This window comes from Amycolatopsis sp. NPDC004772 (assembly GCF_053601215.1).
The window spans coordinates 125,392-141,881 of the sequence record NZ_JBSGBK010000006.1 but is presented as its reverse complement, the minus strand read 5'-3'; the positions used below and the strand labels follow the sequence as shown (position 1 = coordinate 141,881).

Below are 16,490 nucleotides of genomic sequence, written 5' to 3'. Positions count from 1 at the left end.
CAAATGACCGAAAGCCCCGATCCCGAAGTCGACACGGAATCACAAGACTCAGAGATTCCCGACAGTACACCTGAAGGGGAAGCAAAAGAAGCATCTCCACTTCTCCCAAAGAGGAACAGGACGTGGTGGTGGCAAAGGCCGACACTTCGTTCAATCGAACGCGACTACTTCGAACGGTCCATTGATCGCGAAAGCGCTAGAGATACTCGCGAAAACGAGCGAACGCGACTTCCTGCAGAAGAAGAAGTACACCTAGGCGCACTCGTTCTAGTAGAAGCATTCACACCTTCGACTGTCGCAAACCTCTACCGCGCACTGGAGGACCCGGAGAAATTTCAGAAGCATACCAGCATCGATCCCCAGGAAGAGCTTCTACGGAACAGACGCGGAAAGCGCGGCGGGTGGCAGAACCTAGGCTACGTAAGACGTCCCGGGAAGTTCTCGCTCGGCGGCAGCATAGACGAGAAGCTACCGAAATTCGTGGATGCCGCTTGGCTACAACTTCATTACCTGACGCCGTCATTGGCGGTCGTGGTGTCCACCTTTACAATAACACCCGAACATGGCGACCTATCCGGCCTCTTGCGCGCAGATTACCACTCCGACAATAGCCAGATGCAAATCAAGGCCTTCGGCTTTGCCGGCGGACTCCGAACAAGGATTCCTTGGTCACGCCCTCGCGTATATTCACCTGTCGGATTGCGGTACCCTAGCGCCTACTCTAGAAAAAAAGCAGTCAATCACCTAATTGACGGCTACGAGCAGGCGTGTCACGAATGGCTAGCGCGCCGATATAGCGGTCGATTTGCCAAACTTCCCGTAAGCGCACGACCGATCGTTCGCACCTTCTTTACAAAGAATGAAGCTCCATACAGCGGAGACCAGCAATGGTTCACAGCGATAAATCTAGACGAATCATTTGACACCTGGGAGTCATACGACCCGCCCGGATGGTATTTAACGGATAGAGGGTCAAATGAAGACGGGCGAGCGAGTCGATTCACGATTGCAGCACGAAGAAGCGACCTTTTAGAAAGCAGCAGAAACAGTGAAGACACCATATGGGTCCTGACACAGAAGTTATATGACGAGCAAGCCGGCCTGATTGCACGACTAGGCTCCCTCGCTCTACTCGACATATACGGGGATCGCCTGAGCGAAATCCGCGATCAGTCTCAAGTGCGGTCACGACCTCGACGACCAGTGCAGGAGGCAAAAGACCTAGATTCTTACCTTATTGGAGACGGGCTCGATGCCGCGACCGTAGCCGAAGATCTAGCATCGGCTGCGAAGGACTTACAGCGGTTCCGTTGGGACACTGCCGAGTACCGTGAGAAGCACTACAGCAGGTTGCGACGGCCAGAGCCAACTGAGCCGAGGGACTTTCTTCCGAGCCTCAGCAAGCTTATTCAGGAGCGCGCAAGCCGCCTTAAAATTGACACGGTCGCGATAACAGGAAACTTCAGAGCGTCGGCGGAACTTCGTCAAGCCATCACTAACGCTCGACTCCAGCGAGTCGCCGCCATCCTCGCAGTGCTTGCCACCATCGCAGCAGTCATCGCCCTATTCGTCAATTGACCCACTTGACGACCCCTCGCATCAATGACATTTAGAGACTCCGCAGGTAAGGTCGGTTAGAGTGTCCATTAAATCCGTCCAGCACTCGATGGCGACATACGCGGAGTCACCTAACGCTGATTAGCGCGATCGATATCGACCAACAGGGCGTTCATTCTTTAGCCAGAGATCCCAGCGGGACAACCCAACATGATTTCACGTCGGAGAACTCTGAGATTCGCTCGAAATCGGAATCGTAGTGCATGACCGTCAGATCGTTATTCCTCGCAACAGCCGAGATTATGAGATCAGGAACCTTAGGGCCCCTATGCTGACTCTTGCTGGCAAGAGCCGTTTGGATTCGAAGCGCCGCCTGCCAGTCTTCTTCCGTCGAGTCGACATACTCAAGAATCGTCGCTCGCTGCAGGCGCAGCTTCTCATAGTCGCTAGAGTTTTTGGCTGAGTAGAGAGCCTCAACCTCGATTGCCCCACAGGTACACAAGCGCCTGGCATTGAGCAACGGCACAAGGACAGCGGCAACCTCCGGCAACTTAATCCGATTCATTGCACTGTTGTCGATCATGTATTTCTCGTCAGTCACGCCCGCCACGCCTCTGCCTGAACCCTATCCAACTCCTCAATATCCTGATTGCCCATGAATTGCAGGAACTCGTCCATCACCCTCTTGCGCACTACTTCACGTAGTGCCGCATTGACGGTATCCTTCTTGTTCTTCGTTCCGAGGATCTCCTGAGCTTCCGACAGGGTTGATTCATCGATATTGTCCACATTTGTAGACATCTTTACAATCACCTCCTACGGCTTATCGCCAGGATAAAACTTGTCGTGGCACCTATCGCAGGCTCCACCCGTCATTATGAAGGTGTCAATTCGGACTACTAAGGGATTAAGTTTTGAGACTAGTCGTCGGCATACATCACAGGAATTGTCTTCGATGTATGGAAGCCTCCAGGCGCCGGACTTGAACTTCGCCGCCATTCGCATTTGACACTCATTGCATAGCCAATGACCACTGCCCAGAAGGAGGAACCAGGTTTGATTAGGTCTAGCGATAAGGTGCCCACAGCGGTCACCTTTGCTCAATTCTGCATCTAGCAGGCGATTTCCCCAAGCAAGGAACTCCTCGTCTTCAACTTTAGGCATCCCGGCCATCGTTATATCCATAGATTCACGAGTCCGGACAACCGCCGCCATAAACAAATCTTCGAGCGACTTGCCGTTTACGGATTCGTTGAATCTATCAACGAGCGGAGCGATGTTCTCGTCTGCCGCCGGACATGTTGCCCTATGGTCAAAGACGAAGTTGTGCAGATCCTTACCGTCAGCCGCGATGACATCCGCGACCGCGCCGCAACCTTCACACGAGCCCGAAAGCATCGCATCCCTACGAAGCCGCAACGCGTACTCAAGTTGAGGTTCCGCACCTGGCGGGATCGGTGGCACTATCACCAGGACGTCGCCGATCGCCCAGAACTCACCCTGCCCACTGACGGAGACGTACCGAGGCTCTTCGCCTGTCGCATACGCCTCAGCGAGCTTCGCCCGGGCGTCCGCACTTCCCATGCAACATCCTCTCGCCAGCTACACAGCCGCCTCTAAGCGTCAATCATCCCACGCACTCCACAGTGATGTAAGTCACAAGTAACCGTCTCGTGACCTTGTGTCACGCAAGAGCCCTGCCGGTTGGCCCCGCGAGCCCACCTTCACTCGCCGGCGAGTCTCGCACGTGCGATGAGTACGCACCCGCTCCGTCTTCAGTCTCAATCTTAGTCTCATTCGCCCCGGTCCATCCGAGTCTGCCGACCGCCCCAGGAGGGCTTTGACCTGGGATTTTACGTCTGGCGACACGTCGCGTACGGCCGTGTGCAGACTTGGAAAGCGTGTTGGGTTCACGCCCTCGCAGGTTCGAATCCTGTATCCTCCGCCGGTTGATCAGACGGACGCCGGGCCGGCCTTTCACGGGCCGCCCGGCGTTTCGTCGTCTCGGCCCCCGTCGGCCGCTCGCGCGACCCACCGTGGGTATGTCCGGGACACAGTTGCGCGGCACTTTCGGCCCACCGGAACGTGAAATGCCTTCGGTGCTGGGAATTTCTGCGCCTGTACGGGGAGTTACGAACAGGGCTGACCGCAAGCGGTTACTCCGGTCGCGCTAGTCTCACCAGCACCTCGCCCGCCCCTGTCGAGAAAGGCCAGCAGTGGCACTGAAACCGCTCTGACCTGGGGTAGCGCTGGCCAGCGACTTCAAGGTGCGGTACTGGCGTCGGGACGACCCCCGCACAGACCGTGATCGGCCCGGCCCCGGACGTTCCCACGTCCGGGGCCTTGCTGATTCCGGGCCCGCGATCACTCGGCAAAGTCTGATGATCACGCTGAGTCGCTGGATCTGTTTCAATGGAATCCGTCCCCCGTACGACACCAGATTTCGAGGAGTAGAGGCCCGATGGCCGGAGTCGAAGAGATCCGCGCTGGCATCGCGCTCGCCAACGAGAAGGCGTCCGCGAGCATCGCCGCCCTGCAGCAGGCAGCGCAGTCTCTCGAAGAAGCCCAGCAGTCGCTCGCACAGGCGACGCAGGGGAGCAGCCAGCACGAAGTGAGCCAGGCGCACGGACTCCTTGCGGAGGCCCTGCAAGGCATCAACGGCTTGCAGAGCACCGTCCAAGCAAGCATTTCCTCCGCCGACTCCTACTCGGCGCGTCTGTAAGCCGGATGACGCTCGCCGAACTCCACCAGCTGCTCACCGCTGCCGTGACCGGGCTCGCCGACGCGCGCGCCCACTCCGAACGGGCCACAAGCCTGCTCGGAGAAGCCCGGCAAGCTCTCGTGGATGCCCAGGCCAAGGCCGATCCCTGGCTTCCGTTGCAGTACGCACAGGCCGGCGAGGGGCTGGACCAGCTCCTCGTCCGCCTGCACGCTGCCGAAGATCTGGTGAGCGGATACCGGTCGCGCCTGTAATCCTTTTCCGGGGACACCTTTTCTTGGGGACGCCGATGGCCAACAAGTCAGCCGAGCAACGCAACCGGGTCGAGACCGCGCTCGACCGGGTCCGCCACCAGATCGGATTGGTGCTGGGCGCGGCGGCCGGCGCGCGCCAAGCCGCGGAGGCCGACCTCGCCAAGCTCCAGCTCGAGCAGGACATCGTCAAGGTCGGCATGAACCACGCCAGTGCCGAACAGCAGAATGAGTGGTCACGCCATCCCGCCGCGCACGAAGTGTTCGGCGCGCTCGGGACGGTGCGAAGCGCTTTCTACACCGACTGGAGCCAAGGCCCCGCGACCCTGCGGGAACTGGTCGCGCAGAACGCACCCGGCCCGGCCGGGCTGCCACCGGGCGACTGGCTCGGCACGGTCGGGCACAACCCCGGCCTGACGTCGCCCGGGCTGTGGCGCGTCGGCTCGGCGACCGCCGCCGGCGGGGACGCGACCCGCACGTTCGACGTCGCCGTCCCGCTGCTCGACGAGTCGCACCTGGCGATCACGTCGGCGCCGAAGACCCGGCCGGTGATCGACGGTATCGTGCAGAACCTGCTGGTCCGCGTGCTTTCGACGTTCGAGCCCGGCGCGGTCCGCGTGCACCTGTGGGATATCGGGCAGCTGACGGCGATCCTGCCCGACCTCTACCCGCTCAGCCACACCAGCGCGCTCTCGCTGTACGACCCCGGCCGGCTCGAAGACCTCCTCGACGAGCTGGCCGGCCACATCCGCCGCATCCACGCCAGCTGCATGTCCGCCGGCTTCACGTCGCTGCGGGAAATGCGGCAGCACAACCAGCAGCGGGGCGAGCCGTACCGCATCGTCGTCCTCTACGGCAACGGCGAGACCCTCGAGCCGGAACGCGCCCGCGACCTCAAGCGCGTCGCGAGCGGCGCGCTGGCCGCGGGCATCTGCCTGATCATGGTCGACGTGCCGACGGCGGTGAGCGCACCCGTCGAGACGCTGAGCCTGCTCGACGAGAGGCACGCGATCAGCAGCATGACCGGCACCGACCTGGTCGTCGACCTCGAAGCCGCGATGCCGTCCGCGCAGGTGATCCGGGCCGTCGACAAGATCGCCAAGGCGCTGATCGCCAAGCAGGGCGGGCCACGGTCGTTCGACGACCTCCTGCCCGCGGAGCTCGGACAAGAGAACTCGGCACGCGAGCTGCGCGCCCCTGTCGGGTTCTTCGAAGGCGAGCCGGTCGAGGTCGTGATCGGCGACGCGAGCCCGCACGCCCTGATCGGCGGCCCCTCCGGTTCGGGCAAGACGAACTTCCTGTACGCGCTGCTCGGCAGCCTCGCGGCGCGGTACACGCCCGCCGAGCTGGCGCTGTACCTGCTGGACTTCAAGGAAGGCGTCTCGTTCGCCGGTCTGGCGCCGGGCCGCAAGGACGCGAGCTGGCTGCCGCACGCGCGGCTCGTCGGCGTCAACGTCAACACCGACCGCGAGTTCGGCCTGGCGCTGCTGCGGTTCCTGGCCGACGAGCTGCGCCGCCGGTCCGCCGCCGCGAAGGAACACGAGGTCACCAACCTGGCCGACCTGCGCGACGCCGATCCGGGCGGGCAGTGGCCGCGGATCGTCGCGGTGATCGACGAGTTCCAGTACCTGTTCGCCGGCCGGGACCAGGTGACGGCGACGGCGACGCAGCTGCTGGAGGACATCGCGCGGCGCGGCCGCTCGCAGGGCATCCACCTGGTGCTGGCCAGTCAGGACGTCGCCGGCATCGAGGCGTTCTGGGGCAAGCCGGCGGTGTTCGAGCAGTGCACGCTGCGGATCGCCATGCCGAAGGCGCGGCGCGTGCTGGCCGAAACGAACAACGCGGCGGTGTCGGCGCCGAAGTGGCACGCGGTGATCAACCACGACTCCGGCGTCGCGCACGGCAACCAGCTGGCCCACATCCCAGACGCGAGCAGCAAGAACGTGTTCGTCCGGCTGCAGCACCGGCTGTGGGAGGAGTACGCGGGCCACTTTCCGCGGCCGCGCCTGTTCGACGGCGCGCACCAGCCGGTCCTGGAACGGTTCCCGGCGTACCTGGACCTCAAGCCCGGCACGAAACCGCGGGCCCTGCTCGGCCAGTCGATCGACGTGACCGAAACGGCGTGCGGCGTCGACCTCCCCCGGGCCCCGGGCCGCAACGTCGCGGTGCTCGGCTCGGCGACCGCCGAGGCACTGTCCATCATGGACTCGGCGGCGCGGTCGCTGGCCCGGCAGTACGAACCCGGCGAAGTCGAGTTCATCCTGAGCTGCCCGATCGAAGCGTGCGCCGACGCGGCGATGGAGCTGACCGAGCGCCTGCGTGCGGACCATGCGGCGTCCCTGGTCGACGACCTGACCGGCGTCCTGGAGTCGCTGACCGGCTCGATGTCGGGCGGCGCGAAGGTGCTGCTGCTGTACGGCGTCGACGCGGCTTTGCCGGTGCTGGAAGCGAAAGCCGTCGGTCAGCTGAAGAGCGGCCTCGACCACCTGCGGGTGGTGCTCAAACAGGGGCCGGGTCACGGCATCCACACGATCGGCTGGTGGCGCAGCATCGCCCGGCTCAAGGACACGCTGGGCTTCGGCGGCACGGACGACATCGGCACCTGGGCGGCGCTCGACGTCCAGGGCAACGAGCTGTCCCCGTTCGCGGCGGGCCAGGTCGTGCACTGGTCGCCACGGCCGGGCCGCGCGTTGTTCTTCGACCGCACGACGCACGGCGCACCCGAAGTGATCATCCCGTTCCAGCGTCCGGAGAACGACCGATGACCGACGACGCCACCGCGGCCATGCGGTACAAGGAGATCATCGCCCTCTCCCGGGGTTCGGCGGAGAACCTGCGCGAGTGGGAACTGGCGCGCGCCGAGGCCCTGGAGACGGAGATCGAGGCGGCCACGACGGCGATCGAAGTGGCCACCGAGCGCGAAGCGAGGGCGGCCGAGCGCGCCACGCGCTGGTGGAAGATGGCGCTGCACAACATCCAGGGCTTGACGTGGCTCGCCCCGGGCGACGACCCGCGCCCGGTGTCGACGGCCCGCGCGGCGTACCTGGAGCGGTACCTCGAGGAGGTCAAGCCGAGCTACCAGGAGCTGGTGCAGGCGGTGTTGGCATTGGGCTGGCGAGCCAAGCGGGCGGCGGCCAAGCAGCGCGGGGAGCCGCCTGCTTGACGGATAACGTCAGGCTGGCGGCCATGAGGCTGACGAGCACGACGGTGAGCATCAGCCAGAGCAGCAGATCGGTGGCGCTGCCCGAGCGCGCGGCCGGCACCATCACCGGGCTAGACATCGAACACCGTGTCGTAGGGATCGTCGTCGTCCGCCGGAGCCGGCCTGCGCGGCGCTGCCTTCGGGACCGGAGCGGCCGCCGGTTCCGGGGTGGCTCCCCTCCCGGCGGCGACGGCTTCCCGGATGGCCGCGGTGATGGTCCGGCTCAGCGTGACGGCGTCGAACCGCATGGCTTCGGGCGCGAGCCGTACTTCGCTGACGACCCCGCCGGGCCCGGCGAGCACGGTGACGGACCGGTCGGCTGATGTGACGGTGGCGTGGTCGCTCCCCGCGATGGCCGCCAGGACGCGCTGGTTCTCGGCCTTGCGGTCTTCGATCCGGCGGAGCTGCCAGCGCATTTCCTCGATCAGCTGCGCGTTGTCGGTCATGCGAGTCTCCCCGGCTGGTGCGGCGTGAAGACGAACTCGTAGTACTTCCCGACCCGGTGATCGATCAGCGAGTACCCCCGGCTGTACGAGACCTGGATCAGGTCCTCGCGGGCAAGCCCGATTTCCATCTTCCGGATGTACACCTGGTTCCGGCCGTCGAGCTGCGCGGCCAGGCGGGCCATCTGCTCTTCGCGCGACTTCGTCGAACGAAGTGCGCGGAAGATCGTCAACGTCAGACCGGCAAGGACCACCACGCCCATCAGGACGAGGAAGGCCATCCGCATGGCCGGCGACTCGGATGAACCGGCGGCCACCGTGCTGATCACGGCGTTTCCCCGCTGCGCAGGCTCCACGCCACCTTCGCGGTCGCCTCGGCCACCGCGGGCCAGGCGTCCTCGGACTCCGCGACCACCGACAGGATCACCACGGACCGGCCGTCCGGTAGCGGGATCTGGTACTCGGCCTTGATCTGGGTGCGCACGTCCCGTTCGGGAACGTGGAACTCGCCACCGCTGATCGCCACGATGGCCGGGCCGATCGGCAGCCGGACCGGCTGGACGACCGCCCGCTTGTGGCGGCCGCGGTACTCCTCGGCCAACGCCGCCACGACGGCGTCCCGGTTGCCGGGTGCGGTGTCCGGCCACTGCGCCACGCCGAGCGTCAGGGTCGCGACGTCGCCCTTGCGCCGGCCGACCGCAAACTTGCCGAACACGCGGATGCCGTTGGCCTGCATGGTCGGGACCAGCGCCATCAGGTAGCTGCCGAACTCCTCGACCGACTTCCCGGCGCCGCCGGCCACGTTCTCGGCCACGGTCCAAGCGTGGCCGCGGTTCATCTTGTCGTCGGCGCCGATCGGCATACCTGCGAACCCGGGTGGAAGATCGAGCTGAAGCGGCATCAGTTCCACACCTCGTCTTCCGCGCGCTGACGCCGTCGCTCCGGCGCGTTGTCAGCCTGCATCCCGGCATCGACCGCATTGCCCACCGCGACCGCAGCCCACGGGGCGGGACCCAGGACGATCGTCCCGGCGACGACGGCCGCCTGGCCCATGTCCTTCGGCACCCAGTAGTTCTGGAAGTCGTCCCACGGGCTCTCGAAGTCCTTGCGGCCCGCAATCTCGCCGATCCCCTGGTTCGCGAGAAAGCCGTAGGTCGCCACCTTGATCGCGGCGTCGGGAAGCACATCCGCGGCCCCGACCAGTGACGTGACCGCGCCCGCCACATCGAAAATCAACGTCTCGGTCGACACATCGGCCCCGGCCGTTTTGGCCAGGCCATGGCCGCTGAGCGCCGCAAGCCCCAGCCCGGTGGCGACGCCGCTCGCAACCACGTCGGCCGGGGGCGGCAGGACATCGCTCATGACGCCGAGGCCGTTGCCGATGTCGCCGACCACGTCCGAGAGCTTGGAGATCAGCTCCGCGTGGTCCTGGACGAAGTTCCACGCCTCGTCGAACCCGTCCGCGAGGGTGTTCGACAAGTCGACAAGTGCCCCGCCGACCGCGTCACCGAGTTTGTCGAGGAGGTCCGGCTCGTCCGGGGCGAGCTCCTTGGCCTTCCGCAGCAGCTCCGCGACCCGGGCCGCGGCGTCCTGGTGTTCCTGCTGGAGCTGCTTCGCCGCGTCTTGGACGTTCTGGCAGCCGTCGATGGCCGTCCGGAGTTGCTGGCCGGCGTTGTCCAGGAGGCGCTGGGCGATCTGCAGAGACTGCTGATCCGGGAACGTCCGGTTCGCCAGGGCCAGGTCCGGATTCGCCCGCGTCTGCTCGGCCGCCCGGGCCGCCGCTTCCGCTCTGGCCTCCAGGTCGGCTGCGCGTTTCTGAAGGTCGCCGAGGGTTTGCGCCCAGCCTTCGAGCGCGTCGGCGGCTCGGCTCATCGACTTGGCGGCACCGTCGAGGTACTCCGGCAGCGGGCCGACGCGCCGGGCGAAGGCCTCGCTCGCCTCGCCCTGCCAGACGCCCTGCTTCCGGACGATCCGGCGGAGCGAGTCGTCGGCCTCGGTCAGGTCGTCGGCGACCGCGCGGTACTTGCCGGCCAGGTCGGCGCTGCCGTCGAGGTCGCCGGGCGCCGGGTCGAAGCCCAGGGCCGGGAAGTCGCGGGCGCTCACCGGTCGAGGCCGTTCAGGAGGTCGGTGATGCCGCCGGTCGCGCCGCCACCGGGCGGGCGGTCGCCGCGCTTCGCCGGGTCATCGGGCTCGGCCAGCCGGTCAATGCCCGGCACCCCGCCCGTCACGCCGCCACCCACCGGACCGTCACCGCGCCCCGCCGGGCCACCAGGCTCCGCCAGCCGACCAATGCCCGTCACGCCGCCACCGACCGGCGCTTCACCCGGCTCAGTGACCGAATCAGTCCGCCCGGCCGGCCCCTCGCGGCCCGTCTTCGACGTGAGATCGCCGATCCCACCCGCCGGTCCCTCGGCCAGGTCGCCGATCCCCGGCACTCCACCGGTGTACCCGCCGCCCACCGGCCCCTCGGCCGGCTGCGCGATCCGCGGGTGATTCCCCTTCACCCCGCCCGTGGGGTCCCCACCAGGGGGATCACCTCCGAACACCGCCGAGCCGAACTTGGCCAGCTCACCGCCGAACTGGGCCTCGATCTGCTCGTACTTCTGCTTCGCCGCCTTCAGCCGCTCGGTCACCTCCGAAGCCGCCTCGCCGAGGCGGGCGATGCCGAAGCGCCAGGCCTCCTCGAACTCGACGCCGGCTTTGTCCAGCTCCGCCGTTCCCAGTGCGCCGAACGCCCCGCCGCCGCCCAGCTTCTTGTTGGCGCTCGACATGCGATCTGCCGCCGTGTCGAGGTCGCCGATGAGCTTGCCCAGCTCCTCGACCTTCACCGCATACCCGTCCACGCCACCCCTCCCCTTGTGGTGCCTTCAACCGTAAGACGGCCGTCAACGCTCCGCGGTTCCTCGGTCACCCATCGGAGTGGCGAAAACGAGAAAGGCCACCTCCGGGCAATGCGCCCGGAGGTGGCCTCGTCGCGAACAGACCTACTTCACGAAAACCTGCTCCAACCAGTCGAGGAAGTCGTAGAACGCGTCCTCCAACGGGTTGCCCGCGCCCGGCCGGAACCGGATCACCTGCGGGTCGTGGTCGCTGGCCTGGTCGGCGAATTCCGCGTTGATGTGGACGACGTCGTAGTCCACCCCGCGCGGCGCCCGCGACGCCAGGATGTGGTCCAGCACCTGGGATTGCCCCTCGAACACGTAGCTGTACCGCTCGGCCTCCGGCACCGACGCGATCAAGTCCTTCAGCGCGCCACCCGCGGTCAGCGTCTGGACCGCCGGCGAGAACGGGTAGTCGTTCAGGTCGCCCGCCACCACGATGTTCGCGTTGCGATCGGCTGCCAGCAACGAATCGACGAACCCGCGCAGCACCGTCGCCTGCTTCGCCCGCTGGATCTCGGAACTGCGCGTCGGCGGCTGGAAGCGGCCGTGCGTCGGCTGGTCGCCGCCCTTCGAGTTGAAGTGGTTGGCGATGACGAACACCGTGCGGCCCTTGAAGACGAACTCGCCGGCCAGGGGCTTGCGGCTGGTCGTCCAGGCTTCATTGGCGGGGTCGACGCGGCCCGGCGACGCCGTCAGGTGCGCCTTGCCGTGCTCCCGGACGACCCCGACCGCCGTCGTCGACGTCCCACCCGGACGGTCCACAAAGGACACGCGAGCCGGGTTGAACAGGAACGCCACCCGGATGTTGCCGCCCGGCTGGCCGCCGTCCTGGTCGTTGACCGGGTCGATCGAACGCCACTGGTAGCGCGGGCCGCCCTTGGCCACGATCGCGTCGGTGAACTTCTGCAGCGTCTGGTCGGCGGCGACGGTGCCGTCGTCGGTCGCGCCCGTGTTGTCCTGGATCTCCTCCAGGTTCACGATGTCCGGCGTCGCCAGGTGCGTCACGATCGCCTCGCCGAGCCGGTCGTACTTCGCCTGCGGGTCGCCGGGCGCCAGGTTCTCGACGTTGTACGTCGCGACGGCGAGCTCGCCGGTCCGCTGCTTGCGCGTGGTCTCGCCCTGCAGCCCGTTGTCCTTTTCGGTCCCGAGCACACTCGCGAACAGCGTGTAGCCGCCGAAGTCGTCGTACTCGACCGGGCCCGACGTGACGCCGGTCAGCACGTCGCCGACGTTGAGCTTCGGGAACGGCCGCTCGGCGAACGGGATCAGCGACGAAACCTTCAGCACGCCGCTGTTGAGCTGGTCGTACCCCAGGTAGACGCTGCCGCCTCGGACGGACTTGTGCTGGTCCGGCTTCGACGTCACGTACAGCTCGTTGAACGAGTTCGTCGGCCCGACGACCCGCGCGTCGGTGACCGAAACGATCTCGCTCTCGTGCGCTTCCCAGAAGTCCAGCGCGTACTTCGCCGGCTCCAGGGTGAGCGGCTCGATGTTGCCGCCCGGCGACGGCGCGTACGTCGCCGGCACGGTGTCCGGGTTCAGCACCGTCGGCGCCGGGAGGGCGTTCCCGTGCGAGTCGACCGTCCACTGTGCACTGCTCAGCTCGGTGAGCGACTGGAAGTTCGACGTCGCGGGCGCGTCCGGGTAGAACTCGCGGACGGTGCCGGTCGCGGTCACCGCGTCGCCGGCCGCGACCGCCGGGGTGGTCGAGCCGGTGAAGACGAACAGGCCCTCGCTGGTGCGCGGGTCGCTGTCCGGGTTCGGGTCGGTCAGCCAGAACCCGCGCTGGGAGCCGAACGTCCGGGTCGCAGTGACGACCCCGGTGACGCCGGAGACCTTCTGGTCCTTGAAGGGCGAAATGCGCGTGGTGCCCTGGATGTCGTGGATCTTCGCCGGGGTCGGCGCCGGGCCGGGGTCCCCGCCGGTCGACTCGCCCGCGGTGTTGGTCGGGGTCGGCTCGCCGGCGGTGAAGTCGGCGGCGTTGTCGTCGGTGTCGGCCAGCGCCGTGCCGCGCGCGACGGACGTCGTGTTCGACGGCGCCGCGGTCGGGTTGCCCTCGCGCACGGTCGCCGTGCCGAACCCGACGAGGTCCTTGATCCGCGCGTCGGCGGCGCAGTCGGCGGCGGTCTTGCAGGTCAGCGCGGTGGTTCCGGAGACGAGGGCGATCGTGCCGGCGGTGGCCGACATCGCGATCGCGCCGGTCGCGTCCGGCGTCGGCAGCGCGACGGTGCCGCCGGAGCCCTTGCTCTCGGCGACGAGGTAACGCCCGCCCGGCGCGACGCTGCCGGCCAGCGGCGTCACCTGCCAGGTGCTCGACGGGCTCGCCGAACCGGGCAGGTACTGGACGCTGAATCCGGCGAGGCTCGCGGCGGCGGCGCCGCGGTTGGCGAGCTCGACGAAGTCGCTGACGAGCGTTGCGCCCGAGTTGCCACCGCCGCCGTAGACCTCGGCGATGACCGCGTCGGCGCTCGGTGTGGCGAGCGCGGCCGGTGCGGCCACGCCGCCGAGCACCAGGCCCGACGCGACGGCCAGCGTGAAGGCCGCCTTGGATCTGTGGGTCTTGGTCACCCTGAGTCCCCTTTGTGCTTGAACAGTCGTGGCATAGTCCCCCGAACAAGTGAGGAGGAGGAAGACAAAGATGCAACGATTCGTAACAACTACTTTCGTCGTCACTCACTCGGCAGAGCAGGTTTCGTGATCACGCTGGTACTGGGCGGAGACGTCACTCTTCACGGCCGGCCGACGCCGTCTTTCGAGCAGCTGGAACCGCTGCTCAAGGGCGCCGACCTCCGGTTCGCCAACCTCGAAGGCCCCGTCGACGCGGCGGCGGCCGAAGCGCTGAAGTCGATCGGCATCGACGTCGTCTCGGTCGCCAACGACGCGCCCCACCCGCCGGCGAGCCTGGCGGTCCTCGACCACGCCGGAATCGCGTATTGCGGCGCCGGGCCGGATCCCGTCGCCGCACACACCCCCGCGGTGATCGAGCGATCCGGCGAAAAGGTCGCATTTCTCGCGTACACGTCACTTCGCCGCCCCTTCGCCGCGCAACCGGACCTCCCGGTGGTCGCGCAAGCGTTTGCGACGACGGCGTACCAGCCTGATCCGCACGTCGCGGAGATCCCGGGCCGCCCGCCGCTCGTCCGCACCACGCCGGTGCCCGAGCACCTGGACCGGCTGGTCGCGGACGTCAAGCGGGCCAAGAACGACCACGACCACGTCGTCGTCTCGATGCACTGGGGCCTGCCGGGCGCGGAGCTCGCCGAGTACCAGGTCACCTACGGGCGCGCGGCGATCGACGCCGGCGCCGACCTGGTGGCCGGGCACGGCTCACCCACGATCCAGGCCGTCGAGGTGCACCGGGGCCGTCCGATCCTCTACGGCCTCGGCCACCTCGCCGCCGACCGGCCGGACGGGCTGCTCGCCGGGTGCGTGTTCGGCGACGAACCGCGGCTCGAGCTGATCCCGGTCCGGCGGAACGCCGCCAACGAGTGCGAGCCGCTCGGCGGGGATGAAGCGGACCAGGTGCTGCGGTACGTCGCGGAGGTGTCGACGCTGCGTTCCTCCAAGGTGACCGTCCAGAGCGGAATCGCATCGGTATCCGTTGGCGCGTAACGGATTGCGCCCGCTCTGTGACAGCCGGACACCGGCGTGTCACCCATCCGGCGCATCTGCCTTAAATGAAGGTCAAGGGTCGGAACAACCTGCGTGAAGCGGCGGTACGGTCTGCGTGAGCCGCCGGAAAAGTGGCAAAGACCACTCCCCGACAGCTCACGGTAGGCACGACACGGGGGGAGGGAAAATGATCATGTGGGGGCTGATTGTTTTCAGCTGCGTGTTCGTGCTGGTGCTGGGGATAGCCGCGGTCGTGGACCTCAGGGACCACGACCGCGGCGAACACCGGGTCTAGCGCACCGGCTGCCTCGCCTTGTACCGGCCGAGGAGCGTGCGCGCGCCGGCCAGGGCGACCCGCCCGGCACCCTTCGCGCTCGCGGCCAGCACCGTCGTCCAGTCGAAGTAGTCGCGCCAGAGCACGATCCGGCCCGCCTCGACCTCGAACGTGCCGCACACCCAGAACTCCGCTTCCCACGCGCCGCGGCGCAGCACGTCGGTGCGCTCGGTGAGCACGACGTTGCCGTCCGCGGCGATGTGGTGGGTGCGCGCCTCGAACCCGGAGCCGTACTTGGCCATGACGCGCAGTTGCTTTTCGAACGCCGCGACGCCGCGGGCGGGCGGCAACGGCACGTTCTGGTACACGATGTCGCTCGCCACGAACGTCAGCGCCCGGTCGACGTCGAGGTCCTCGAGGGCCTCCAGGAAACCGGTCACCACTACCTTGGGTTCATCGGTCATGACCTCAGGCTACGGCTCAGCGGGGCCGGTCGCCCGCGATCGCGACGCGCTCCGCGATCCGGACGTGCGGGTGGTAGTCGTTGACCGCGTAGTGCTGCGTGGCGCGGTTGTCCCAGAACGCGACCGAGTTCGGCCGCCAGCTGAACCGGACCTGGAACTCGGGCGTGTGAGCCTGCAGGAACAGGTACCGCAGCAGCCGGTCGCTCTCGGCCCGGTCCAGACCCACGATGTGCGTGGTGAACGCCTGGTTGACGAACAGGGTGCGCCGCCCGGTCTCCGGGTGCGTCCGGACCACCGGGTGTTCCACCGGCGGGAAGCGGTCCTGCCACCGCGCCAGCAGCGCGGGATCGGAGAACCGGTCGAAGCCGGGGAGGTAGTCGTGCACCGCGGTGAGCCCGTCGATGCGGGCGCGGACGTCTTCGGGCAGGTTGTCGTAGGCCGCGGCCATGTCGGCCCACATCGTGTCGCCGCCGACGGGCGGCACCTCGATCAGCCGCAGCACCGAGCCCAGCGCCGGTTCGGGCCGCCAGGTGACGTCGGTGTGCCAGATGTTTTCGTACCCCGGCATGCTCGCGGTGCGCTCGAAGCGCGTGACCGCTTCGTCCTCGCCCCGCGCGATGAACGGGTTGGTCTCCAGCTCGCCCCAGTTCGCGGCGAACGCGCGCTGCTGCGCCGAGGTGATCCGCTGGTCGCGGAAGAAGAGCACCTTCCACTCGAGCAGCGCGTGGTTGAGCTCTTCACGCAGGTCAGAGCCGACCGGCGCGCCGAGGTCGACGCCGTCGACCTCGGCGCCGATCACCCGGCCCAGCGGGCGGAGGGCGAACAGCTCGTACGGCCTCCGCTGCGGTTCCCGGAGAATTCGGGGGCCTTCGACGATGCCATCCGCGGGCGTGACCGCCCCGCGCAGCTGAATCCGGGCAGGAACATCTACGGACATGGTTGTGCTCCAAGGGTTTTCGGGGAAATCGGACGCCGGATTCGCGTCAGGCGGGCGGCGAACCCAGGCGGCCGCGGCGCAGCAGGAGCTCCGCGATGCCTTCCCCGATCGACCGCGCGAGGGCCCGGATCGGCGTGCTTTCCGAGGTG

General features: G+C 67.1%; 17 protein-coding genes. 6 read left to right on the top strand and 11 right to left on the bottom strand.

Annotated features, from left to right (window positions below; all coding sequences use genetic code 11):
• Positions 1-3 precede the first annotated feature (3 nt).
• Entirely contained in the window at positions 4-1,578 is a 1,575-nt protein-coding gene (locus ACWEF6_RS06270) for a hypothetical protein (protein ID WP_449681922.1), read from the top strand.
• Positions 1,579-1,729: 151 nt separating this feature from the next.
• Here the strand turns inward: ACWEF6_RS06270 and ACWEF6_RS06265 are convergent, their stop codons facing one another.
• The 3 genes from ACWEF6_RS06265 to ACWEF6_RS06255 are packed head-to-tail and all read right to left on the bottom strand — an operon-like array spanning position 1,730 to position 3,141.
• Positions 1,730-2,158, bottom strand: coding sequence for a PIN domain-containing protein (locus ACWEF6_RS06265; protein ID WP_449681921.1), 429 nt, complete (start codon positions 2,156-2,158; stop codon positions 1,730-1,732).
• Positions 2,155-2,358 carry a type II toxin-antitoxin system VapB family antitoxin gene (locus tag ACWEF6_RS06260; RefSeq protein WP_449681920.1) on the bottom strand — a complete coding sequence of 68 codons (204 nt, stop codon included), beginning with the start codon at positions 2,356-2,358 and terminating at the stop codon, positions 2,155-2,157. Before ACWEF6_RS06260 ends, ACWEF6_RS06265 begins: the two co-directional genes overlap by 4 nt.
• A 15-nt stretch (positions 2,359-2,373) precedes the next feature.
• Positions 2,374-3,141, bottom strand: a complete 768-nt coding sequence (locus tag ACWEF6_RS06255; RefSeq protein ID WP_449681919.1) for a hypothetical protein — start codon at positions 3,139-3,141, stop codon at positions 2,374-2,376.
• 877 nt (positions 3,142-4,018) lie between these two features.
• Between ACWEF6_RS06255 and ACWEF6_RS06250 the strand changes: the two genes are divergently transcribed.
• From ACWEF6_RS06250 to ACWEF6_RS06235, 4 genes are read left to right on the top strand one after another with little or no spacing between them, the layout of a single operon-like run.
• Positions 4,019-4,279 (top strand): hypothetical protein, encoded by a 261-nt coding sequence (locus ACWEF6_RS06250; protein ID WP_003056176.1) that lies wholly within the window; start codon positions 4,019-4,021, stop codon positions 4,277-4,279.
• 5 nt (positions 4,280-4,284) lie between these two features.
• Entirely contained in the window at positions 4,285-4,530 is a 246-nt protein-coding gene (locus tag ACWEF6_RS06245) for a hypothetical protein (RefSeq protein WP_086849216.1), read from the top strand.
• Between the two features lie 35 nt (positions 4,531-4,565).
• Positions 4,566-7,292: an FtsK/SpoIIIE domain-containing protein gene (locus ACWEF6_RS06240; protein ID WP_449681918.1), complete on the top strand. Its 2,727-nt coding sequence runs from the start codon at positions 4,566-4,568 to the stop codon at positions 7,290-7,292.
• On the top strand, positions 7,289-7,690 hold the full coding sequence (locus ACWEF6_RS06235) for a hypothetical protein (RefSeq protein ID WP_449681917.1): 402 nt from the start codon (positions 7,289-7,291) through the stop codon (positions 7,688-7,690). The genes ACWEF6_RS06240 and ACWEF6_RS06235 overlap by 4 nt, the downstream gene beginning before the upstream one ends.
• Before the next feature lie 110 nt (positions 7,691-7,800).
• Here the strand turns inward: ACWEF6_RS06235 and ACWEF6_RS06230 are convergent, their stop codons facing one another.
• The 6 genes from ACWEF6_RS06230 to ACWEF6_RS06205 form a co-directional block, all read right to left on the bottom strand.
• Positions 7,801-8,175: a YbaB/EbfC family nucleoid-associated protein gene (locus tag ACWEF6_RS06230; RefSeq protein ID WP_449681916.1), complete on the bottom strand. Its 375-nt coding sequence runs from the start codon at positions 8,173-8,175 to the stop codon at positions 7,801-7,803.
• On the bottom strand, positions 8,172-8,501 hold the full coding sequence (locus tag ACWEF6_RS06225; protein ID WP_449681915.1) for a hypothetical protein: 330 nt from the start codon (positions 8,499-8,501) through the stop codon (positions 8,172-8,174). The genes ACWEF6_RS06230 and ACWEF6_RS06225 overlap by 4 nt, the downstream gene beginning before the upstream one ends.
• Entirely contained in the window at positions 8,498-9,034 is a 537-nt protein-coding gene (locus ACWEF6_RS06220; protein WP_449681914.1) for a hypothetical protein, read from the bottom strand. Before ACWEF6_RS06220 ends, ACWEF6_RS06225 begins: the two co-directional genes overlap by 4 nt.
• 38 nt (positions 9,035-9,072) lie before the next feature.
• Positions 9,073-10,275 (bottom strand): putative T7SS-secreted protein, encoded by a 1,203-nt coding sequence (locus tag ACWEF6_RS06215; protein WP_449681913.1) that lies wholly within the window; start codon positions 10,273-10,275, stop codon positions 9,073-9,075.
• Complete coding sequence (locus ACWEF6_RS06210; protein WP_449681912.1) at positions 10,272-11,015, bottom strand: hypothetical protein; 744 nt, start codon at positions 11,013-11,015, stop codon at positions 10,272-10,274. Before ACWEF6_RS06210 ends, ACWEF6_RS06215 begins: the two co-directional genes overlap by 4 nt.
• A gap of 141 nt (positions 11,016-11,156) precedes the next feature.
• Positions 11,157-13,622 (bottom strand): endonuclease/exonuclease/phosphatase family protein, encoded by a 2,466-nt coding sequence (locus tag ACWEF6_RS06205; protein ID WP_449681911.1) that lies wholly within the window; start codon positions 13,620-13,622, stop codon positions 11,157-11,159.
• 126 nt (positions 13,623-13,748) lie between these two features.
• Here ACWEF6_RS06205 and ACWEF6_RS06200 point away from each other — a divergent pair, with 126 nt between their 5' ends.
• The gene (locus tag ACWEF6_RS06200) at positions 13,749-14,666 is read left to right on the top strand and encodes a CapA family protein (protein ID WP_449681910.1); all 918 of its coding nucleotides are present in this window, start codon (positions 13,749-13,751) and stop codon (positions 14,664-14,666) included.
• Between the two features lie 291 nt (positions 14,667-14,957).
• Here the strand turns inward: ACWEF6_RS06200 and ACWEF6_RS06195 are convergent, their stop codons facing one another.
• Positions 14,958-15,404, bottom strand: coding sequence for a limonene-1,2-epoxide hydrolase family protein (locus tag ACWEF6_RS06195; protein ID WP_310969361.1), 447 nt, complete (start codon positions 15,402-15,404; stop codon positions 14,958-14,960).
• A gap of 16 nt (positions 15,405-15,420) precedes the next feature.
• A complete protein-coding gene (locus tag ACWEF6_RS06190; RefSeq protein ID WP_449681909.1) occupies positions 15,421-16,341 on the bottom strand; it encodes a TauD/TfdA dioxygenase family protein in 921 nt (306 codons plus the stop codon).
• Positions 16,342-16,490 lie beyond the last annotated feature (149 nt).